Here is a 16,062-nt window from a genome sequence, read left to right as displayed (position 1 = left end):
AGGATCTACTTTCATATTATATATAGTTTTAAGGATAAGTAACAGACTTGCAGAAAGAACAGTGATAAATAGTGTAGATTTGGAGTTTAAAATGATTTAAGAAGGGGCTGCGTAAAATCTTAAATTTTCACGCAGCCCCTTATATTTTTAAGGTTATCATTCCTGGTTAAGTTTTCGGTACGCTAATATTAAACTCTTTCATTTTTCGGTATAAGGTAGTACGGCTAATCCCTAAGAGCCGGGAAGCAGGCAGAATTTTTCCGTCAGTTTCAATCAGGGCTTGAAGAATCATTTGACGAGTTTGGTGAGCAAGCATAGATATAGGTTCTGAACCATCTTTCTCACTCAAAGATTCTCTTACTTCCTTGGGTAAATCATCGACTGTGAGCATCGAGTCAGTACACATGGCAACCATCCCGGCAATGCAATTTTCCAATTCGCGAACATTTCCGGGCCAGCTATAGGAATAAAAATAGGGATGGATTTGGTCATCGATTTCGATAATGGGCCGACCAATGGCAGCACAGGCTTTATGTATAAAATGAGTGACCAGCTCGGGCAAATCTTCAAGCCGCTGGACCAGAGGCGGTAAATCGATAGACACCACTTTAAGCCGATAGAATAAATCATGGCGAAAGGCATTGGCATCAACCAGAGCCTTTAAATCTTTGTGAGAAGCGGTTATAACGCGAACATCAATTTTCTGAATGGTTTTGCCTCCGATTCGGGTAAGTGATTTTTCCTGAAGCAGACGCAAAAGAGCAACTTGCGCATTAAGTGGCATATCACCAATCTCATCCAGGAAAATGGTCCCTTCATGAGCAAGTTCAAATTTTCCCGGTTGTCCGCCGCGACGGGCGCCTGTAAAAGCGCCGTCTGCGTAGCCAAACAATTCGCTTTCCAGAAGAGTACTGGGAATGGCTGCGCAGTTAAGAGCAATGAAAGGTCCGTTCCTGCGCAAACTTAATTCATGAATCATGCGGGCTATAATCTCTTTTCCCGTACCCGTCTGTCCTTGAAGGAGGACAGAGAAATTAGTTTGAGCTGCTTTGTGTGCTTTTTCTAAAATTACTTGTGATTTAAGACTTGTTCTACCCACCCAGCCCAAACCATCCATTTTCTGCTCATGAATTTGTATTACACCCACAGCCCCTAAGGAGTTTCCCGAGTTGTCGGAAATTCGTTGAAAATGCGTCACTACTTCATGGCCTTTGCTGTCTTTATGCCTTAAATCAAGAATATCCTGATTTAAGAGCCAGCCTTTCGGTGCACCTAAAACATCGGCAACATGCCTGCCTAAAAGATCCTCCTTTTTCAAGCCGATGAGGGAAGCACCCAGGGAATTGATCTGGGTAATCATTCCGTGCCGGTCGACAGAAAGGAATCCTTCTTTTAAAAGGTCAAGGGCCAGCTTAGTACCTTGTTTATAGAACTTTAGCTCGCGTTCAATAGTTAAATTGCGTAGGTTTTGTTCAATTAAACGTGCCCCTGTAAGGGCGATATCCAGAGTACAATCCTGATTTCCGATTTCGGAGCTGATATCGATAACGCCGATAACTTCACCGTTAAGTTCATGTATAGGTACAGCCGAGCAGGTTAAAAAATGGTTCTCTTGTACATAATGCTCGACACCGTGTATGGTGACGGGCATATCTTCGACAAGAGCTGTGCCAATGGCATTTGTCCCTTTTACATCTTCTCCCCAATTCCCCCCCGGAGAAAGGAAAATCCGTTGGGCTTTACTTAAGAAAGGGCCCTCTCCCAGGGACTCCAGGATAAAAGCATCTTTATCCCCGAGCAGGATGGAGAAATTTGAGCAGCTGTTGAGGAGTTGGAATAGAAAAGGCAGGACAGAGCTTGCAGCACGTATAAGGTCTTCCCGGGATTCCCGCAACTCCCGTAGATCAGAGTCGTTAAGGAATTTATTGTGTGAAATGACAGTAGGATTAATATTGTGACCCAGACTTCGTTCCCAAGAGCGATAAATTAAAGGTGTAATATCTTGAACCACCGGTTCTCCATTAACAAACCTTAGCCAATTCTCCTGTGGCATTATCAATCACTCCTAATCATGATAGAAGTCCCCGATTACCATTACTTCCCAATATTAAGGGTATCACATATAGTCTTTTAGTTCAACGGTTCAATGTTCATTTTGATTACAGTGTTCCGACATAAAGTGTTCACTTTTGAAACCTTAACGAAGGACTGGGTTCTATAGTAAGAATAGCTGGGGTTAAATCCCTTGATTGTTGCAGATTCGTTTTAAAGTATACTAGAAATTTTATAGATTCCCACTGGCACAAAACTTGCAATAAATAGCTTGAAGTTAAAATATTCTGATAAAAAAAGGAGTGGTTTCTTTGATCAACAAGAGCATAGTCATCAACGGAGTACGCCAAACCCTGATCGTTGAAGGGGAAGTAACGCTGGCTAATGTGTTGCGCGGCCAACTGCATTTGACCGGAACCAAAATTGGCTGCGGAAAAGCTCAATGCGGTGCATGCTCCGTCATTATGGATGGAAAGGTTGTCCGTTCCTGTGTGACCAAAATGAAACGAGTTCCTGACGAAGCAGAAATTATGACTATTGAGGGTGTAGGCACCCAAAAAAATCTACATCCCTTGCAATTGGCATGGATGATCCATGGTGGAGCCCAATGTGGTTTCTGCAGTCCTGGCTTCATCGTTTCTGCCAAAGGGCTGTTGGATGAAAACACGAACCCTACCCGCGAAGAGGTCAGGGATTGGTTCCAAAGACATAGGAATGCCTGCCGATGTACGGGGTATAAACCTTTAGTCGACGCGGTCATGACAGCAGCCCGGTTAATCCGCGGTGAAGTCAAGGTCGAGGAACTGTGGGAGAAGCTTCCTCAGGACGGTTCCATTTGGGGGAGCAATTATATCCGTCCCTCAGCTCTGGCTAAGGTCACCGGAACGTGTGATTATGGTGCGGATCTGGGGATAAAAATGCCTTGTGGCACATTGCAGTTGAAACTGGTTCAAGCCAAGGTTTCTCACGCCAATATCCTTTCCATCGATACCGCTGAAGCTGAAAAAATGCCGGGGGTTTATAAAGTTATTACCCATAAAGATGTTCAAGGGAAAAACCGCATTACCGGTTTGATCACTTTCCCGAACAATAAGGGGGATGGTTGGGACCGTCCCATTCTTTGCGATGAAAAAGTATTCCAATTCGGCGATGCCATAGCTATTGTAGCCGCCGATACCGAAGAACATGCCCAGGCTGCTGTTGAAAAAGTTAAGGTTGAATTGGAAATCCTGCCTGCTTATATGAGCGCACCGGCGGCTATGGCAGATGATGCCATCGAAATCCACCCCGGAACACCCAATATTTATTGGGAAACGAAAGTCATTAAAGGGGAAGAAACTGCTCCCGTCATGGAAGACCCCAATGTTGTCGTAGTACAGGATGATTTTTATGTGGGACGTCAGCCCCATTTGCCTATGGAGGCGGATGTGGGATTTGCCTACATTGATGATGAGGAGCGGGTTGTTATTCACTCCAAGAGTATTGGCATCCACTTGCATCACGCTATGATTGCTCCGGGGCTGGGTTTGGAACCCGAGAAATTAGTGCTGGTTCAGAATCCCGCGGGCGGAACCTTCGGCTACAAATTTAGTCCGACCATTGAGGCCCTGCTGGGAGTCGCAGCAATGGCCACCGGAAAACCGGTATTTTTGAACTTTGACTATTATCAGCAAATAACCTATACCGGAAAGCGTTCCCCCTTCTTTATTAACCTTAAATACGGAGCGACAAAGGAAGGGAAATTGCTCGCTATGGAGGCGGACTGGAGCGTTGACCACGGTCCCTATTCCGAATTTGGCGACTTGGTCACTCTGCGGGGCAGTCAATTTATCGGCGCAAGCTATATGATTCCCAATATTCGCAGCAATGGCCGTACTGTCTGTACAAACCATGCCTGGGGTTCCGCTTTTCGTGCTTATGGATCTCCCCAGAGCCTCTTTGCTACCGAGGTGCTGATGGATGAATTAGCGGAGAAGCTTGGCATGGATCCCTTTGAACTTCGCTATAAGAACGTTTATCGGCCAGGTGATACCACGCCGACAGGGTGTCAGCCTGATGTCTATAGCCTGGTTGAAATAATGGATAAATTGAGACCTCTGTACGATGCCGCTAAAGAAAAAGCCAAAGCAGAATCCACTGCAGATAAAAAACGGGGAGTAGGTATCTCCCTTGGTGCTTATGGAGCAGGTCTTGATAATCCGGATGGTTCGGAAGCCTGGGCTGATTATACAGAAACAGGTGTTACTATTTTCAATGCCTGGGAAGATCACGGTCAAGGCGCGGATATGGGAACATTGGCTACTGCTCACCAGGCTTTATTGCCCTTGGGAATCAAACCGGAACAAATCAAGCTGGTTATGAATGACACGTCTAAGACACCGGCCAGCGGTCCTGCCGGAGGGAGCCGCTCCCAAGTGATGACCGGGAATGCAACTAAAATTGCCTGTGAAGAATTGTTAAAAGGTATTCAAAAACCTGACGGCAGCTACAGAACCTATGCTGAACAGGTAGAAGCAGGTCTGCCCACCCACTTCGTCGGTAAGTACAGTACCCCCGCCGGCTATAACGGCTGCGATCTGGAAACCGGACAAGGGGCCCCCTTCACTACCTATATGTATGCAGCTTTCCTGTCTGAGGTGGAAGTGGATATTAATACGGGAAAAACAAAAGTTCTCGGCATGACAGGTATCTTTGATGTGGGAACCCTGGCTAATAAGCTGGTGGTGGACGGCCAGATGTACGGCGGGATGATCCAAGGACTTGGTCTGGCCTTAAGCGAAGACTTTGAAGACTTAAATAAACATATTGACCTGATCAGCTGCGGTCTGCCTTATTCCAAAGATGTTCCCGATAAACTGGTGGTCGACTATGTTATGACCCCTCGTGAGCATGGACCCTTCGGAGCCTCCGGTGTCGGCGAAGCACCCCTGACCTCTCCTCATGCATCCATCATCAATGGCATTACCGATGCTTGCGGTGTACGCATAACCAAACTGCCTGCCCTTCCGGAAAAAATCCTGGCTGGGTTAAAGGCCAAACCATAATCTTTTTACTTTCTGATGCTGCTGCAAGCCTGGCCGGCTCAGGCCGGTAAGGTTTGCAGCGGCCCTTTCTTTAGTAGATTAAGCCAAAAGTAGGGATGAAAATGGAGCAGGATGAACTGAGACGATTGGAAAGTAAATGTATCCAGGAAAGTCCTCCCGCTTGCACGGCAGGATGTCCTATCCACGTTGATGCCAGGAAGTTCCTGCAGGCAAGTCAGAATCAGGACTGGCAGGGAGCCTTGGCGGCCCTATGGCAAAAACAGCCTTTTCCGGGGATCATCTCCCGAATCTGTGATCATCCCTGCCAAGGGGTTTGCCGGCGCGGAGAGGTGGGAGGGGCCGTCTCTATCTCCGCCCTGGAAAAATATTGTGTGGAAAACCATATTTATAAAACTCCCAAGGCCAAACCTATGGCGTATAAAAGTCAAAAGGTCGCCGTGATTGGCGGGGGGCTGAGGGGGTTAACCGCTGCACTGGATTTAGCGAAAAAAGGGTTTCAGATCACCATCTTTGAGGCAATGGACCGGCTGGGCGGGAGGCTCTGGGCTTATCCTGAGCAGCGGCTGCCCACCGATGTCATCAGGGAGGAATTGAAGCTTCTCAACCGTCCTAACATGGAAATACGTGTGAATTCCCTCATCACCCGACAAGACCTGCCCTCCCTGCAGGAGGAATTCGATGCCCTGTACATCGCCCTGGCAGCTGGGGCGACTCCAGCTGCGGATGTGTTGGGAGCCAACTGTTCTGTGGATAAACATACCTGTGCCACTTCCCAGGCCGGAGTGTTTGCCGGGGCCTATATGGGCGAGCCTTCACCGATTCAGGCGGTCGCTGAAGGCAGAAGGGCCGCCCTGTCCATCGACCGTTACCTGCAAGGGGCTTCCTTGACGGCCTCCCGGGAATGGGAGGGTGAGTATATCAGCAATCTTTTCGTCAATTTGGAGGGGATTGCTCCTCTTGATACTGTGGCCATGAAGGATGAAAACCAAGGGTATAGTGGCGAAGAAGCCTTGGCGGAGGCCAGGCGTTGTCTGAATTGTCAATGCCTGGAATGTGTTAAAGCCTGCAAATACCTGGAGTCCTATGGCCGGTACCCCAAGAAATATCTGCGGGAGATATACAATAATGATGCCATTGTCAAAGGAACCCGTTATGCCAATAAAATGATTAATTCCTGCAGTCTCTGCGGGTTATGCGCAGAAATCTGTCCCCATGAACTGAATATGGGGGAGGTATGCCTGAGCTCCAGGGAAGGGATGGTCAGAAACAAGCGGATGCCCCCTTCAGCCTATGATTTTGCCCTACAGGATATGGCGTTCAGCAACAGTGAGCAATTTCAGTTGACCCGCCACCAGCCTGAATTCAGTGAGAGCAGGTTTGTCTTTTTCCCTGGGTGTCAGCTCAGTGGATCGGCACCTGAGCATGTGGAGGAAGTATATGCTCTATTGACGGCACATCTGCCGGGAGGGATGGGGTTGATGCTGCGCTGTTGCGGAGCCCCTGCCCAATGGGCTGGAGAGCAGGAAATGTTTCAAAAGGCAATGGCTGATCTCGTCAAAGAATGGGAAAGCTTGGGGCGGCCTCAGGTCATTGTGGCCTGCTCCTCTTGCTATAGCTTATTTAAAGAGATGCTCCCTGTGGTATCTCTCTGGGAAGTGCTGAACACCCTGGAACTTTCTCTTCCAGTCCACAATATACCCTATAAATTTGCGGTACAGGATCCTTGCACCACCCGGCATGAGGAGAGTATTCACAGGGCTGTTCGGGAGCTTTTAAACAAACTCAATTGTCAAGTGGAAGAACTGCCTTTTAGTAAAGAGTTGACCAAATGCTGCGGTTTCGGTGGACTGATGTCTTTTGCTAACCGCAGTTTAGCTAAGGAGGTCACGGTGGCGAGAAGTCAGGAAAGTTCTCTGGACTATATTGCTTACTGCGCTATGTGCCGTGATCGTTTCTCAGCTTATGGCAAACGGATCGTCCATATTTTCGACCTGATTTTTCCCAAGGCAGAAAGGGATGCAGCTGCACGGGAAGATCCGGGGTTTTCACGCCGCCACGAGAACCGGGCTAAGCTAAAGAGAACAATGCTTCGGGAAATCTGGCGGGAAGCTTTGGAATCCGAAGGGGGGAATCGAGCCATAGAACTGATAATCAGGGAAGAGGTCAGAAAAAGCATGGAAGAGCGGTTGATCTTGATTGAAGATGTTCAGCAGGCCATCCAGGCGGCTGAGAAAAGCGGCCGAAAGTTCATTAATCCTGAGAATGGCCATAGTTTGGCTCATCACCGTCCGAGCCGGGTTACTTACTGGGTGGAATACAAGACTCAGGAGAGCGGTGCCTACCTTGTTCATAATGCCTACAGCCACCGGATGGAAGTTATCGAGGAAGTGAAGTCATGAGCAAGGGAGAGAATCAACCTAAAACAGTCTGGAAATGCGGTAAGTGCAACGCCGAGCTTAGCCGGGGTACAGTGACGGTTGCTTACCTGGGCAATGAAATCCGGGTAGAAGAACTGAAGTGTGCCCAATGCGGCTTGGTCTTGATTACGGAGGATCTGGCCTTAGGAAAGATGTTCGAGGTAGAGCAAAGCCTAGAGGATAAATAGAGGTGATAAGGATGCCGGTAGATGGTTTTCGTTTGTTCCAACTGGCGGCCCAGGGATTTTGCTGCAGCCAAATTCTTTTAATCATTGGTTTGGAGGAAGAAGGCAAGGATGCTCAGGAACTTATACGGGCCATGCATGGTTTATGCGGCGGTATGGGGCGTTCCGGTGCTACCTGCGGTGTGCTGACCGGGGGAGCTTGCCTGCTAGGATTGGTAGCCGGTAAAGGAACCGTGTCCGAGCAATCTCATCCCCAAATCCATAGGATGGTGCAAGAGCTGCTGGAGTGGTTCGAAGAAACTTACGGGAGTCTGCTTTGTGAGGATATTCTTCATTACAAACTGGAAGAAGGGACAGACTATCCGGTCAAATGTGGCAGTACTATCTCCGCTACCTATGACAAGGTTCAGGAGCTTGTTGCCACTTATATGGAAACGGAAAAAGATGATGAGGAATGTTAAAGGCACCTTCTACGAGAAGAATTTGTTGCGTGAAACAACCGGCAATACCTTACGCCCCGGCGGATTTGAGTTGACAGATCTGGCTGTGGGAAACTGCAGGTTTCAGGTGGGTGACAGGATTCTTGATGTGGGCTGTGGCTGGGGAGCCACTGTCGATAGGCTGAGATCCTTATATCAGTTAGAGGCCTATGGGATTGACCCCTCGCAAAGATTACTGGTATGGGGCCGGGAGGCCTATCCCGGTTTACCGATAAGCCAGGGGAGGGGAGAGGATATTCCCTTTGAAGCTAATTCCCTGGACGGGGTTTTCCTTGAATGCAGCCTTTCCTTAATGTTGGATATAAACAAAGTCTTGTCTGAAATACAGCGGGTGCTTAAGGTTGACGGCCGGCTGGTTATCCATGATGTCTATGCCCGCGACCCCCGAGGTGTCCCAGACCTTCAGGCTCTCAGGATGGATTCTTGTATTAGAAGTGCCCTGATCAAGGAAGAGTTGGAAAATTGTTTGCAAAGTAGGGGCTTGCGGATCAGCCAATGGCAGGATCATTCGGCCCTCTTAATTCAACTGACCATGGAACTTATCATGACCCATGGTTCGATGAGCGCATTCTGGCTGAAGTCCGCGGATTGCTCAGCAGATCCGGCTGAAGTTCAGGCTGCTCTTAAGAAGGCAAAAGTTGGGTACTTCCAGTTGATTGCCCAAAAGGAAGGTAGAGAGGAGGCTGAACATTGAGGGATCACAGTATAACGGATACCCGCAGTGTTTGCCCGGAATGTCTGAAGCGGATTCCGGCCAGGCGAATAGCAGAAGAGGATCGGGTTTATATGGTAAAGCAATGCCCTGAGCATGGAGAATACCGCGCCCTTCTCTGGCGGGGAAATCCCAGCTGGGAATCCTGGATGAGACCGACGATCCCCAGTCAACCCCTGGCCTGCTTTACAGAGGTGGAAAAGGGCTGTCCCTACGATTGCGGATTATGTGCCGATCACTGGAAACAGACCTGCACAGCGCTCATGGAGGTCACCCGGCGCTGCAACTTAAACTGCCGGTATTGCTTTGCCGATGCCGGTGACAGTGTTCAGGACCCATCCCTGGAGGTTTTGGCCGGTTGGTATCGGAAAGTGATGGAAGCCAGTGGTCCCACCAATATTCAATTATCCGGGGGGGAACCGACCCTGAGGGACGATTTGCCTGAAATTGTGGCTTTGGGTAAGGCGGAGGGATTTGGTTTTATTCAGATTAATACCAACGGGCTGCGTTTAGCCCAGGATATGGACTATGTAAGGCGATTACAGGAAGGGGGATTGAATTCGGTATTTCTGCAATTTGATGGAGTGGATGATTCCATTTATAGAGCGCTGCGGGGACGGGAAATGCTTAAGGACAAGATGAAAGCCATAGAAAACTGCTCCCGGTTCGGGATTGGGGTGGTTCTCGTCCCTACCTTGGTGCCGGGCATCAATCCACAGCAGATCGGTGATATGGTGAGGTTTGCCCTGGACCATCATCCCGGGGTGCGGGGAGTTCATTTTCAGCCTGTCAGTTATTTCGGACGGATCCCACAGGTGCCCGGGGATGAGGACCGCTTTACTTTACCTGAGGTCATTCAGGCTATTGAAGAGCAAACGCAGGGACTCATACAAGGGATAGATTTAAAGCCCAATAACGGGAGATGCTCTTTCAGCGGCAGCTTTGTCAAACAAAGTGACGGTACCTTAAGAAGTGTTCAGACCACTAACTGCTGCGGCGAACCTGAACCGGCCGAGGATTTGGTTCGCAAAACCCGGGCCTTTGTCGCCCGGCAGTGGGGCGGGACTGGAGAAACGGACTGTGCCTGCCGTGACGAAAATTCTTGGGACTTTCAGCTTAAGCGGATTAAAGAGGCCGGCTTTGCCGTCACCGGTATGGCCTTCCAGGATGCCTGGAATCTGGATTTAGAGCGTTTGCAAAACTGCTGCATCCATGTTCTGAGCCCTGAGGAGAGAATGATTCCTTTCTGCGCCTATAATCTTACCAACCGTCAGGGGAAATCTCTCTACCGGAAGGGGTCATAGCTGTGACGCCGGAGAAAACACCTCTCGAATCCTGGATTGGGCGGAAAATCACCGGGAGCAGTTCAGGAATACTTGCCTCGGAAGGGCTTAAAGAGTACCAGCTGAACAAGCTGGGGGAGACTTTAGACTATGTAAGGGAAAAGAGCTCCTTTTATCAAAGGCATTTAGGAAAAACCGATTACACCTTGACTCATCTTGAGGACATGGCAAAGCTGCCTTTTACCACGGCTGATGATCTCCGCCGATTCGGGCAAGAGATGATTTGTGTTAAACCAAGCGATATTCATCGGATTGTGACTCTCCAAACCTCCGGAACGACCGGACAGCCTAAACGAGTCTTCTTCACCGAAGAGGATCAGGAATTGACCCTGGATTTCTTCCATCAGGGGATGCTGACTATGGTTAAGCACGGGGATCGGGTGTTGATCCTCTTGCCGGGCAGAGTGCCGGGCAGTGTGGGTGAGCTCTTGCAGCGCAGTTTAGCCCGTGCCGGAGCTGAGGGCCTTGCTCATGGACCGGTCTGCAACCCTCAGGCCGCCCTTGAACACATGATACAGGATGGGGTTAATGTGCTGGTGGGTATACCGACCCAAATCCTGACCTTAGCCAGAGTGCAGAAAAAAATGCAGGTCCCGATCCCGCCCTTGCGCAGTGTTTTATTGACCACAGATTATGTTCCCCATAGCATAGTCAGGGAATTGGTCAAAGTCTGGGGCTGTCAGGTATTTAATCACTATGGCATGACGGAAATGGGCCTGGGCGGCGGCGTTGATTGCCAGGGATTTAATGGGTACCATTTGCGGGAAGCCGATCTCTATTTTGAGATCATCGATCCGTCGACAAGCCGTCCTGTTCAGGAGGGACAAAGCGGGGAAGTTGTCTTTACCACCTTAACCCGCACGGGAATGCCTCTCATCCGTTATCGGACAGGAGATTATTCCCGCTTTATACTTGAGGCCTGTCCCTGTGGTACGGTTCTGCGCAATTTAGAGAGGGTGCGATCCAGGGATAGAGTGGATCTCGGTGCTGGTAAAATCCTGAGTATGGCTGATTTGGACGAAGCCATTTTTGCTCTGGACGGGGTACTTAATTTTTCGGCGGTCATTGCCGGGGAGTGTGGTAAAAAGATTCTGGCCATTGAGGTTCTTATGGACGGGGCGGTTTCGGAAAGGGCAAAGAAGATGATGCTTCAAGCGATTGAGACCTATCCCATAATCCAATCGGTTTTAAGCAGCGGGCAGACCCAATTGGCTTTGACCTTCAATACCAATACCGCCGCCTACAGCAGTGAAAAGGGAACAGGGAAAAGGATGATTCTTGACCAAAGGGGGTGGGGGGCATAGAAACAGCAACAACTGGGGAGCCAAGAAAAAGTAAGATTACCGCCATCATTCTGGCAGCCGGTTTTTCCTCCCGGATGAAAAGCTTTAAACCCCTTTTGCCTTTGGGTTCAGCCAGTGTTATAGAAATTGCCGTCCGGTCATTCCAGGAGGCAGGTTTCAAGGATATTCGGATTGTCCTCGGACATAGGGCCGGGGAGCTTATTCCGGTGTGTAATGCATTACATGTTCAGTGGATCTTTAATGAACATTATGCTGAAGGGATGTTTTCTTCAGTCAAGGCCGGAGTAATAAGTTTAGGCCCGGAAGTGGAGGGTTTTTTTCTCTTACCGGTTGATAATCCGCTCATCCATGAAGACACCTTACATAGGTTATACGAAGCGTTTAGCATGGAGCATAAAGGTATAGTTTATCCGGTCTACCGGGGCAAAAGAGGTCATCCCCCTTTGATTTCCCGATGTTATGTGGATAGTATTCTAAGCTGGACAGGTGAAGGCGGACTTAGGGCCCTTTTGGAACACTATCAGGGGGATGCCCTTGAGGTCAGCATGGAGGATCAAGGGGTGCTCCTGGATATGGATACCCCTGAGGATTATAGGAAGATTTTGAAGTACTATGGGTATGCACCCACTCCCACAGAATTTGAATGCTATGAATTGCTTAGAGGAAATAACACCCCGGAGAAGGTTATCAAACACTGTGAAATGGTGGCTTGGCTAAGTGTTTTTTTGGGTAAGCAATTAGAGGAGGCGGGGCGGCACTTAAATCTGGAATTATTAAAAGCCTCTGCTTTATTGCATGATATAGCCAGGCTTAAACCCAATCATCCCCTAGAAGGAGCGAAGCTTACTGCAGCTTATCCAGAGGTTTCCGCTATTATTGCCGCTCATATGGACTGTTCATGGGAGCCTTCGCAACCGCTGACAGAGAAAGAGATAGTCTACCTTGCTGATAAATTGGTGGCAGATGACCAGATTATTTCGCTCCAGGAACGCTTTAACAGTAGTGTAGAACGATATAAAAACGAACCGGAAGTTCTTGAGCATATCCACCGGCGTTTTTATCATGCCTATAGAATCCTTTATCGCGTAGAAGAAAGAGTAGGAAAATCTGTACAGACCTTAATCAAGTTAAATCTAGGGAGCGATGTTCATGGATAAAGAGATTAAAATGGGGCTGCGGCATGTTCTTGAAGAAAAACTGGAGGCAGCTTTGATTACAGTCACCAAAGTGTTGGGATCCGCCCCCAGGAAGCCGGGAGCACAAATGTTAGTTTTAGCAGATGGGACGACCACAGGGACCATTGGCGGCGGTTGCGGTGAGGCAGAGGCCAGGCAGGCGGCGCTTCAAGTCTTATCCACGGGGAGAGCAAGGAAACATTCTTTGAATATGACAGCGGACATAGCTGAAGATGAAGGAATGGTTTGCGGTGGTATTATGGAGTTATTTATCGATTACCTTGGTCAGGGTAATGTATCGGAACAGTTAATTCTATTGGAAAACTATTTACTTTCCTTCAATCACGGCGAAAGTCCTGTATTGGTTACCTTAACGGGGTCCAAACAAGAGAATATCGGCCAAAAGCTTGTCGTTCAAAGAAACAATCAGTATTCAGGTGATTTAGGTTTACCCATACTGAATCGGATTGCTCTTGAGCAAGTTTTGGCTAGTAGGGATCATAGTCATTTTTCTGTGGTCAATCTGGACGAAGGGTTCAATCCATGTGATACAAAAGCTGAAATCGCCTACCAATTGCTCCTTGAGCCACCGGTCTCAGAGACAAAGCTGGTGATTTTAGGAGCAGGGCATATTGGCTTGCCTTTGGCCGGCATGGGAAAAATGCTTGGTTATGAGGTTACCGTAGTAGATGACCGGCCCTCCTTTGCCAATACCCTTCGGTTTAGAACAGCTGACCGGGTTATATGCAATGATTTTGAAAAGGCCTTGGCGGACTTGGTTATCGACCCCCAGACTTATGTGGTCATCGTAACCAGAGGCCATCGTCATGATAAAGTCTGTCTGAAAAACGTGATTCATAAACCGGCGGGATACATAGGGATGATTGGCAGCCGCCGCAGAGTAAAGGCTATGTTGGCCGAATTACAGGAAGAAGGTATTCCAGCCGAAAAATTAGAGAAATTGTACTCCCCCATTGGGTTGAAAATCGGTGCGGAAACCCCTGAAGAAATCGCAGTCTGCATTCTGGGCGAAATAATCAAGGTTCAGAAGGAGCAAACTGTCTCTATAAACAATGAAGAACCCCAAAAGATGCTCGTATGAAAAAAGTTTATATTGTGCGCCATGGTGATATAGGATTGGGCAAAAATAAAAGGTATATAGGTATTAAGGATCTTCCCTTAAGTGCAGAAGGCAGGAAACAAGCCTTTTCTTTAAAAGAGCGTTTACGGGAGATTCCTTTAGACAGGATCTATTGCAGTGCTTTAAGCCGGTCACGGGAGACCGCTGCTATCATAGCCGAAGCACACCCCTTATCCTTAACCGTTCTTCCTGATCTGCATGAGATAGAGATGGGAGAATGGGAAGGAAGGCTCTTCAGTGAAATACAGGAGCTGTTTCCAGCTGAGTACCGGCAGAGAGGTGAGGATATTGTTAATTACCGCCCTCCCGGGGGGGAAAGTTTCCTCCATTGTTACCTTCGCATCATCCCGGTATTCGAAAGAATTGTCCGATCAGATGCTGAAACCAGCCTTATTGTCGGGCACGCCGGGGTCAATCGGGTGATTTTATGTCATGCCCTCGGGCTGCCTCTTCCTGATATATTTAGCTTCAAACAGAATTACGGATGTTTAACTCTATTGAGCCAAAACCATAGGGGGCAGTGGGAGGGAAAATTAAATATCCTAGCCGTTACTAACGGCTAGGATGCTGTTCAGGGTGTTTATACGATTTTAGTGGTCCATTGCTCCAAATTCCAGATATCACTGACCCAATCACTGTAGAAGTCAGGATCATGGGATACTAAAAGAACCGTACCCTTAAACTCCTTGATGGCCTTCTTTAGCTCGTCCTTGGCATCTACATCAAGATGGTTGGTGGGCTCGTCCAGAACGAGGAAATTGATGTCTTTCAGCATGAGCTTACAGAGGCGTACTTTGGCACTTTCTCCACCGCTTAGGACCATCATCTTATTGGAGATATGCTCATTGGTTAGTCCGCATTTGGCCAGAGCTTGACGAACTTCATAATTCGTGAGTCCGGGATACTCCTGCCATATCTCCTCGATGGGGGTATTGGTATTGCCGCGATTGGATTCTTGCTCAAAATAACCGGGGGAAAGATAGTCCCCTAAGATGACTTCTCCGCTAATAGACGGAATGATCCCCAGCAAGGTTTTAAGCAGGGTGGTCTTACCCAAACCATTGACCCCACGGATGGCCACTTTCTGTCCTCTTTCCAGTTTCAGACTGAGGGGGCGGGTTAGGGGCTCATTATAGCCAAGAACCAAATCCTCGGCTTCAAAGATGACTCTGCCAGGGCTTCTGGCCTCCTTAAACCGAAATTGGGGCTTGATTTTCTCTTTGGGTTTTTCCAGGATCTCCATTTTGTCCAACTGCTTTTGGCGGCTTTTAGCCCGGCCGGTGGTGGAGATGCGGGCTTTGTTGCGGGCGATAAAATCTTCCAAGCGGTCCACTTCTTTTTGTTGCTTTTCATAAGCCTTCAGCTCTTGTTCTTTTTTAATTTGATAGAGCTGCATAAATTGCTCGTAGTTTCCGGTATAACGGGTTAAGTCTGCATTTTCCACATGATAGATCACATTGACCACATCATTTAAGAAGGGGATATCATGAGATACCAGAATAAAAGCGTTCTCGTAGTTCTTCAAGTAATTGCTTAACCAAATAATATGTTCAGCATCTAAATAGTTGGTGGGCTCGTCCAATATTAATATAGTAGGCTTTTGCAGTAAAAGCTTGGTCAGGAGGACTTTTGTTCTTTGACCACCGCTCAAATCCGTTACATCCTTATCCAGGCCGATTTCACCGAGGCCTAAACCGTTAGCCACTTCCTCCACCTTGGCATCGATCATGTAGAAACCATTGCTCTCAAGTATGGTTTGAATTTCGCCTACATCCTCCATCATTTTGTTCATCTGCGCTTCTGTAGCTTCGGCCATGCGGTTGTAGAGCTCCAACATTTCAGCTTCCAGCTCGAACATTTTTTGAAAGGCTTCTCTGAGAACATCGCGAATGGATTTACCTTGGGTCAACACAGTGTGTTGATCCAGATAACCCACGGACACCCGGTTGGACCATTCTACTTTGCCTTCATCAGGAATGAGCTTACCGGTGATAATGTCGAGAAAGGTTGATTTCCCTTCTCCGTTAGCCCCTACTAAGCCTACATGTTCCCCTTTAAGAAGGCGGAAGGTTGTATTTTCCAGAATCTTACGGCCGCCGAAGCCGTGATTTACATTTTCTACATTTAATATGCTCATGATAAAACTCCTTTTATCTTCATACTCATCTATCTTAAAAAAAGCGACTAGA

12 protein-coding genes are annotated in these 16,062 nt (G+C 48.2%); 10 read left to right on the top strand and 2 right to left on the bottom strand.

Annotated features, from left to right (window positions below):
* Positions 1–166: 166 nt before the first annotated feature.
* A complete protein-coding gene (locus DESDE_RS12640; RefSeq protein WP_014794416.1) occupies positions 167–2,053 on the bottom strand; it encodes a sigma-54-dependent Fis family transcriptional regulator in 1,887 nt (628 codons plus the stop codon).
* A gap of 310 nt (positions 2,054–2,363) precedes the next feature.
* Between DESDE_RS12640 and DESDE_RS12635 the strand changes: the two genes are divergently transcribed.
* The 10 genes from DESDE_RS12635 (at position 2,364) to cobC (ending at position 14,436) form a co-directional block, all read left to right on the top strand.
* The gene (locus tag DESDE_RS12635) at positions 2,364–5,096 is read left to right on the top strand and encodes a molybdopterin-dependent aldehyde oxidoreductase (RefSeq protein ID WP_014794415.1); all 2,733 of its coding nucleotides are present in this window, start codon (positions 2,364–2,366) and stop codon (positions 5,094–5,096) included.
* A gap of 101 nt (positions 5,097–5,197) precedes the next feature.
* Positions 5,198–7,495, top strand: a complete 2,298-nt coding sequence (locus tag DESDE_RS12630; protein WP_014794414.1) for a pyridine nucleotide-disulfide oxidoreductase/dicluster-binding protein — start codon at positions 5,198–5,200, stop codon at positions 7,493–7,495.
* Positions 7,492–7,701 (top strand): DVU_1557 family redox protein, encoded by a 210-nt coding sequence (locus DESDE_RS12625; protein WP_014794413.1) that lies wholly within the window; start codon positions 7,492–7,494, stop codon positions 7,699–7,701. Before DESDE_RS12630 ends, DESDE_RS12625 begins: the two co-directional genes overlap by 4 nt.
* Before the next feature lie 11 nt (positions 7,702–7,712).
* Positions 7,713–8,159, top strand: coding sequence for a DVU_1555 family C-GCAxxG-C-C protein (locus tag DESDE_RS12620; protein WP_014794412.1), 447 nt, complete (start codon positions 7,713–7,715; stop codon positions 8,157–8,159).
* Complete coding sequence (gene trsM, locus DESDE_RS12615) at positions 8,143–8,892, top strand: DVU_1556 family methyltransferase (protein WP_427846198.1); 750 nt, start codon at positions 8,143–8,145, stop codon at positions 8,890–8,892. Before DESDE_RS12620 ends, trsM begins: the two co-directional genes overlap by 17 nt.
* The gene (gene trsS, locus DESDE_RS12610) at positions 8,889–10,214 is read left to right on the top strand and encodes a radical SAM (seleno)protein TrsS (RefSeq protein ID WP_014794410.1); all 1,326 of its coding nucleotides are present in this window, start codon (positions 8,889–8,891) and stop codon (positions 10,212–10,214) included. The genes trsM and trsS overlap by 4 nt, the downstream gene beginning before the upstream one ends.
* A 2-nt stretch (positions 10,215–10,216) precedes the next feature.
* Positions 10,217–11,557, top strand: a complete 1,341-nt coding sequence (locus DESDE_RS12605) for a DVU_1553 family AMP-dependent CoA ligase (RefSeq protein WP_014794409.1) — start codon at positions 10,217–10,219, stop codon at positions 11,555–11,557.
* Complete coding sequence (locus tag DESDE_RS12600; RefSeq protein WP_014794408.1) at positions 11,545–12,714, top strand: DVU_1551 family NTP transferase; 1,170 nt, start codon at positions 11,545–11,547, stop codon at positions 12,712–12,714. Before DESDE_RS12605 ends, DESDE_RS12600 begins: the two co-directional genes overlap by 13 nt.
* Complete coding sequence (locus DESDE_RS12595; RefSeq protein WP_014794407.1) at positions 12,707–13,834, top strand: XdhC family protein; 1,128 nt, start codon at positions 12,707–12,709, stop codon at positions 13,832–13,834. Before DESDE_RS12600 ends, DESDE_RS12595 begins: the two co-directional genes overlap by 8 nt.
* On the top strand, positions 13,831–14,436 hold the full coding sequence (gene cobC / locus DESDE_RS12590) for an alpha-ribazole phosphatase (protein WP_014794406.1): 606 nt from the start codon (positions 13,831–13,833) through the stop codon (positions 14,434–14,436). Before DESDE_RS12595 ends, cobC begins: the two co-directional genes overlap by 4 nt.
* 17 nt (positions 14,437–14,453) lie before the next feature.
* Here the strand turns inward: cobC and DESDE_RS12585 are convergent, their stop codons facing one another.
* Complete coding sequence (locus tag DESDE_RS12585; RefSeq protein WP_014794405.1) at positions 14,454–16,010, bottom strand: ABC-F family ATP-binding cassette domain-containing protein; 1,557 nt, start codon at positions 16,008–16,010, stop codon at positions 14,454–14,456.
* Positions 16,011–16,062: the final 52 nt, after the last annotated feature.

Source organism: Desulfitobacterium dehalogenans ATCC 51507 (assembly GCF_000243155.2).
Classification (GTDB): Bacteria; Bacillota; Desulfitobacteriia; order Desulfitobacteriales; family Desulfitobacteriaceae; genus Desulfitobacterium; species Desulfitobacterium dehalogenans.
The sequence above is the reverse complement of the archived record's forward strand: the minus strand, read 5'-3'. Positions and strand labels throughout refer to the sequence as shown.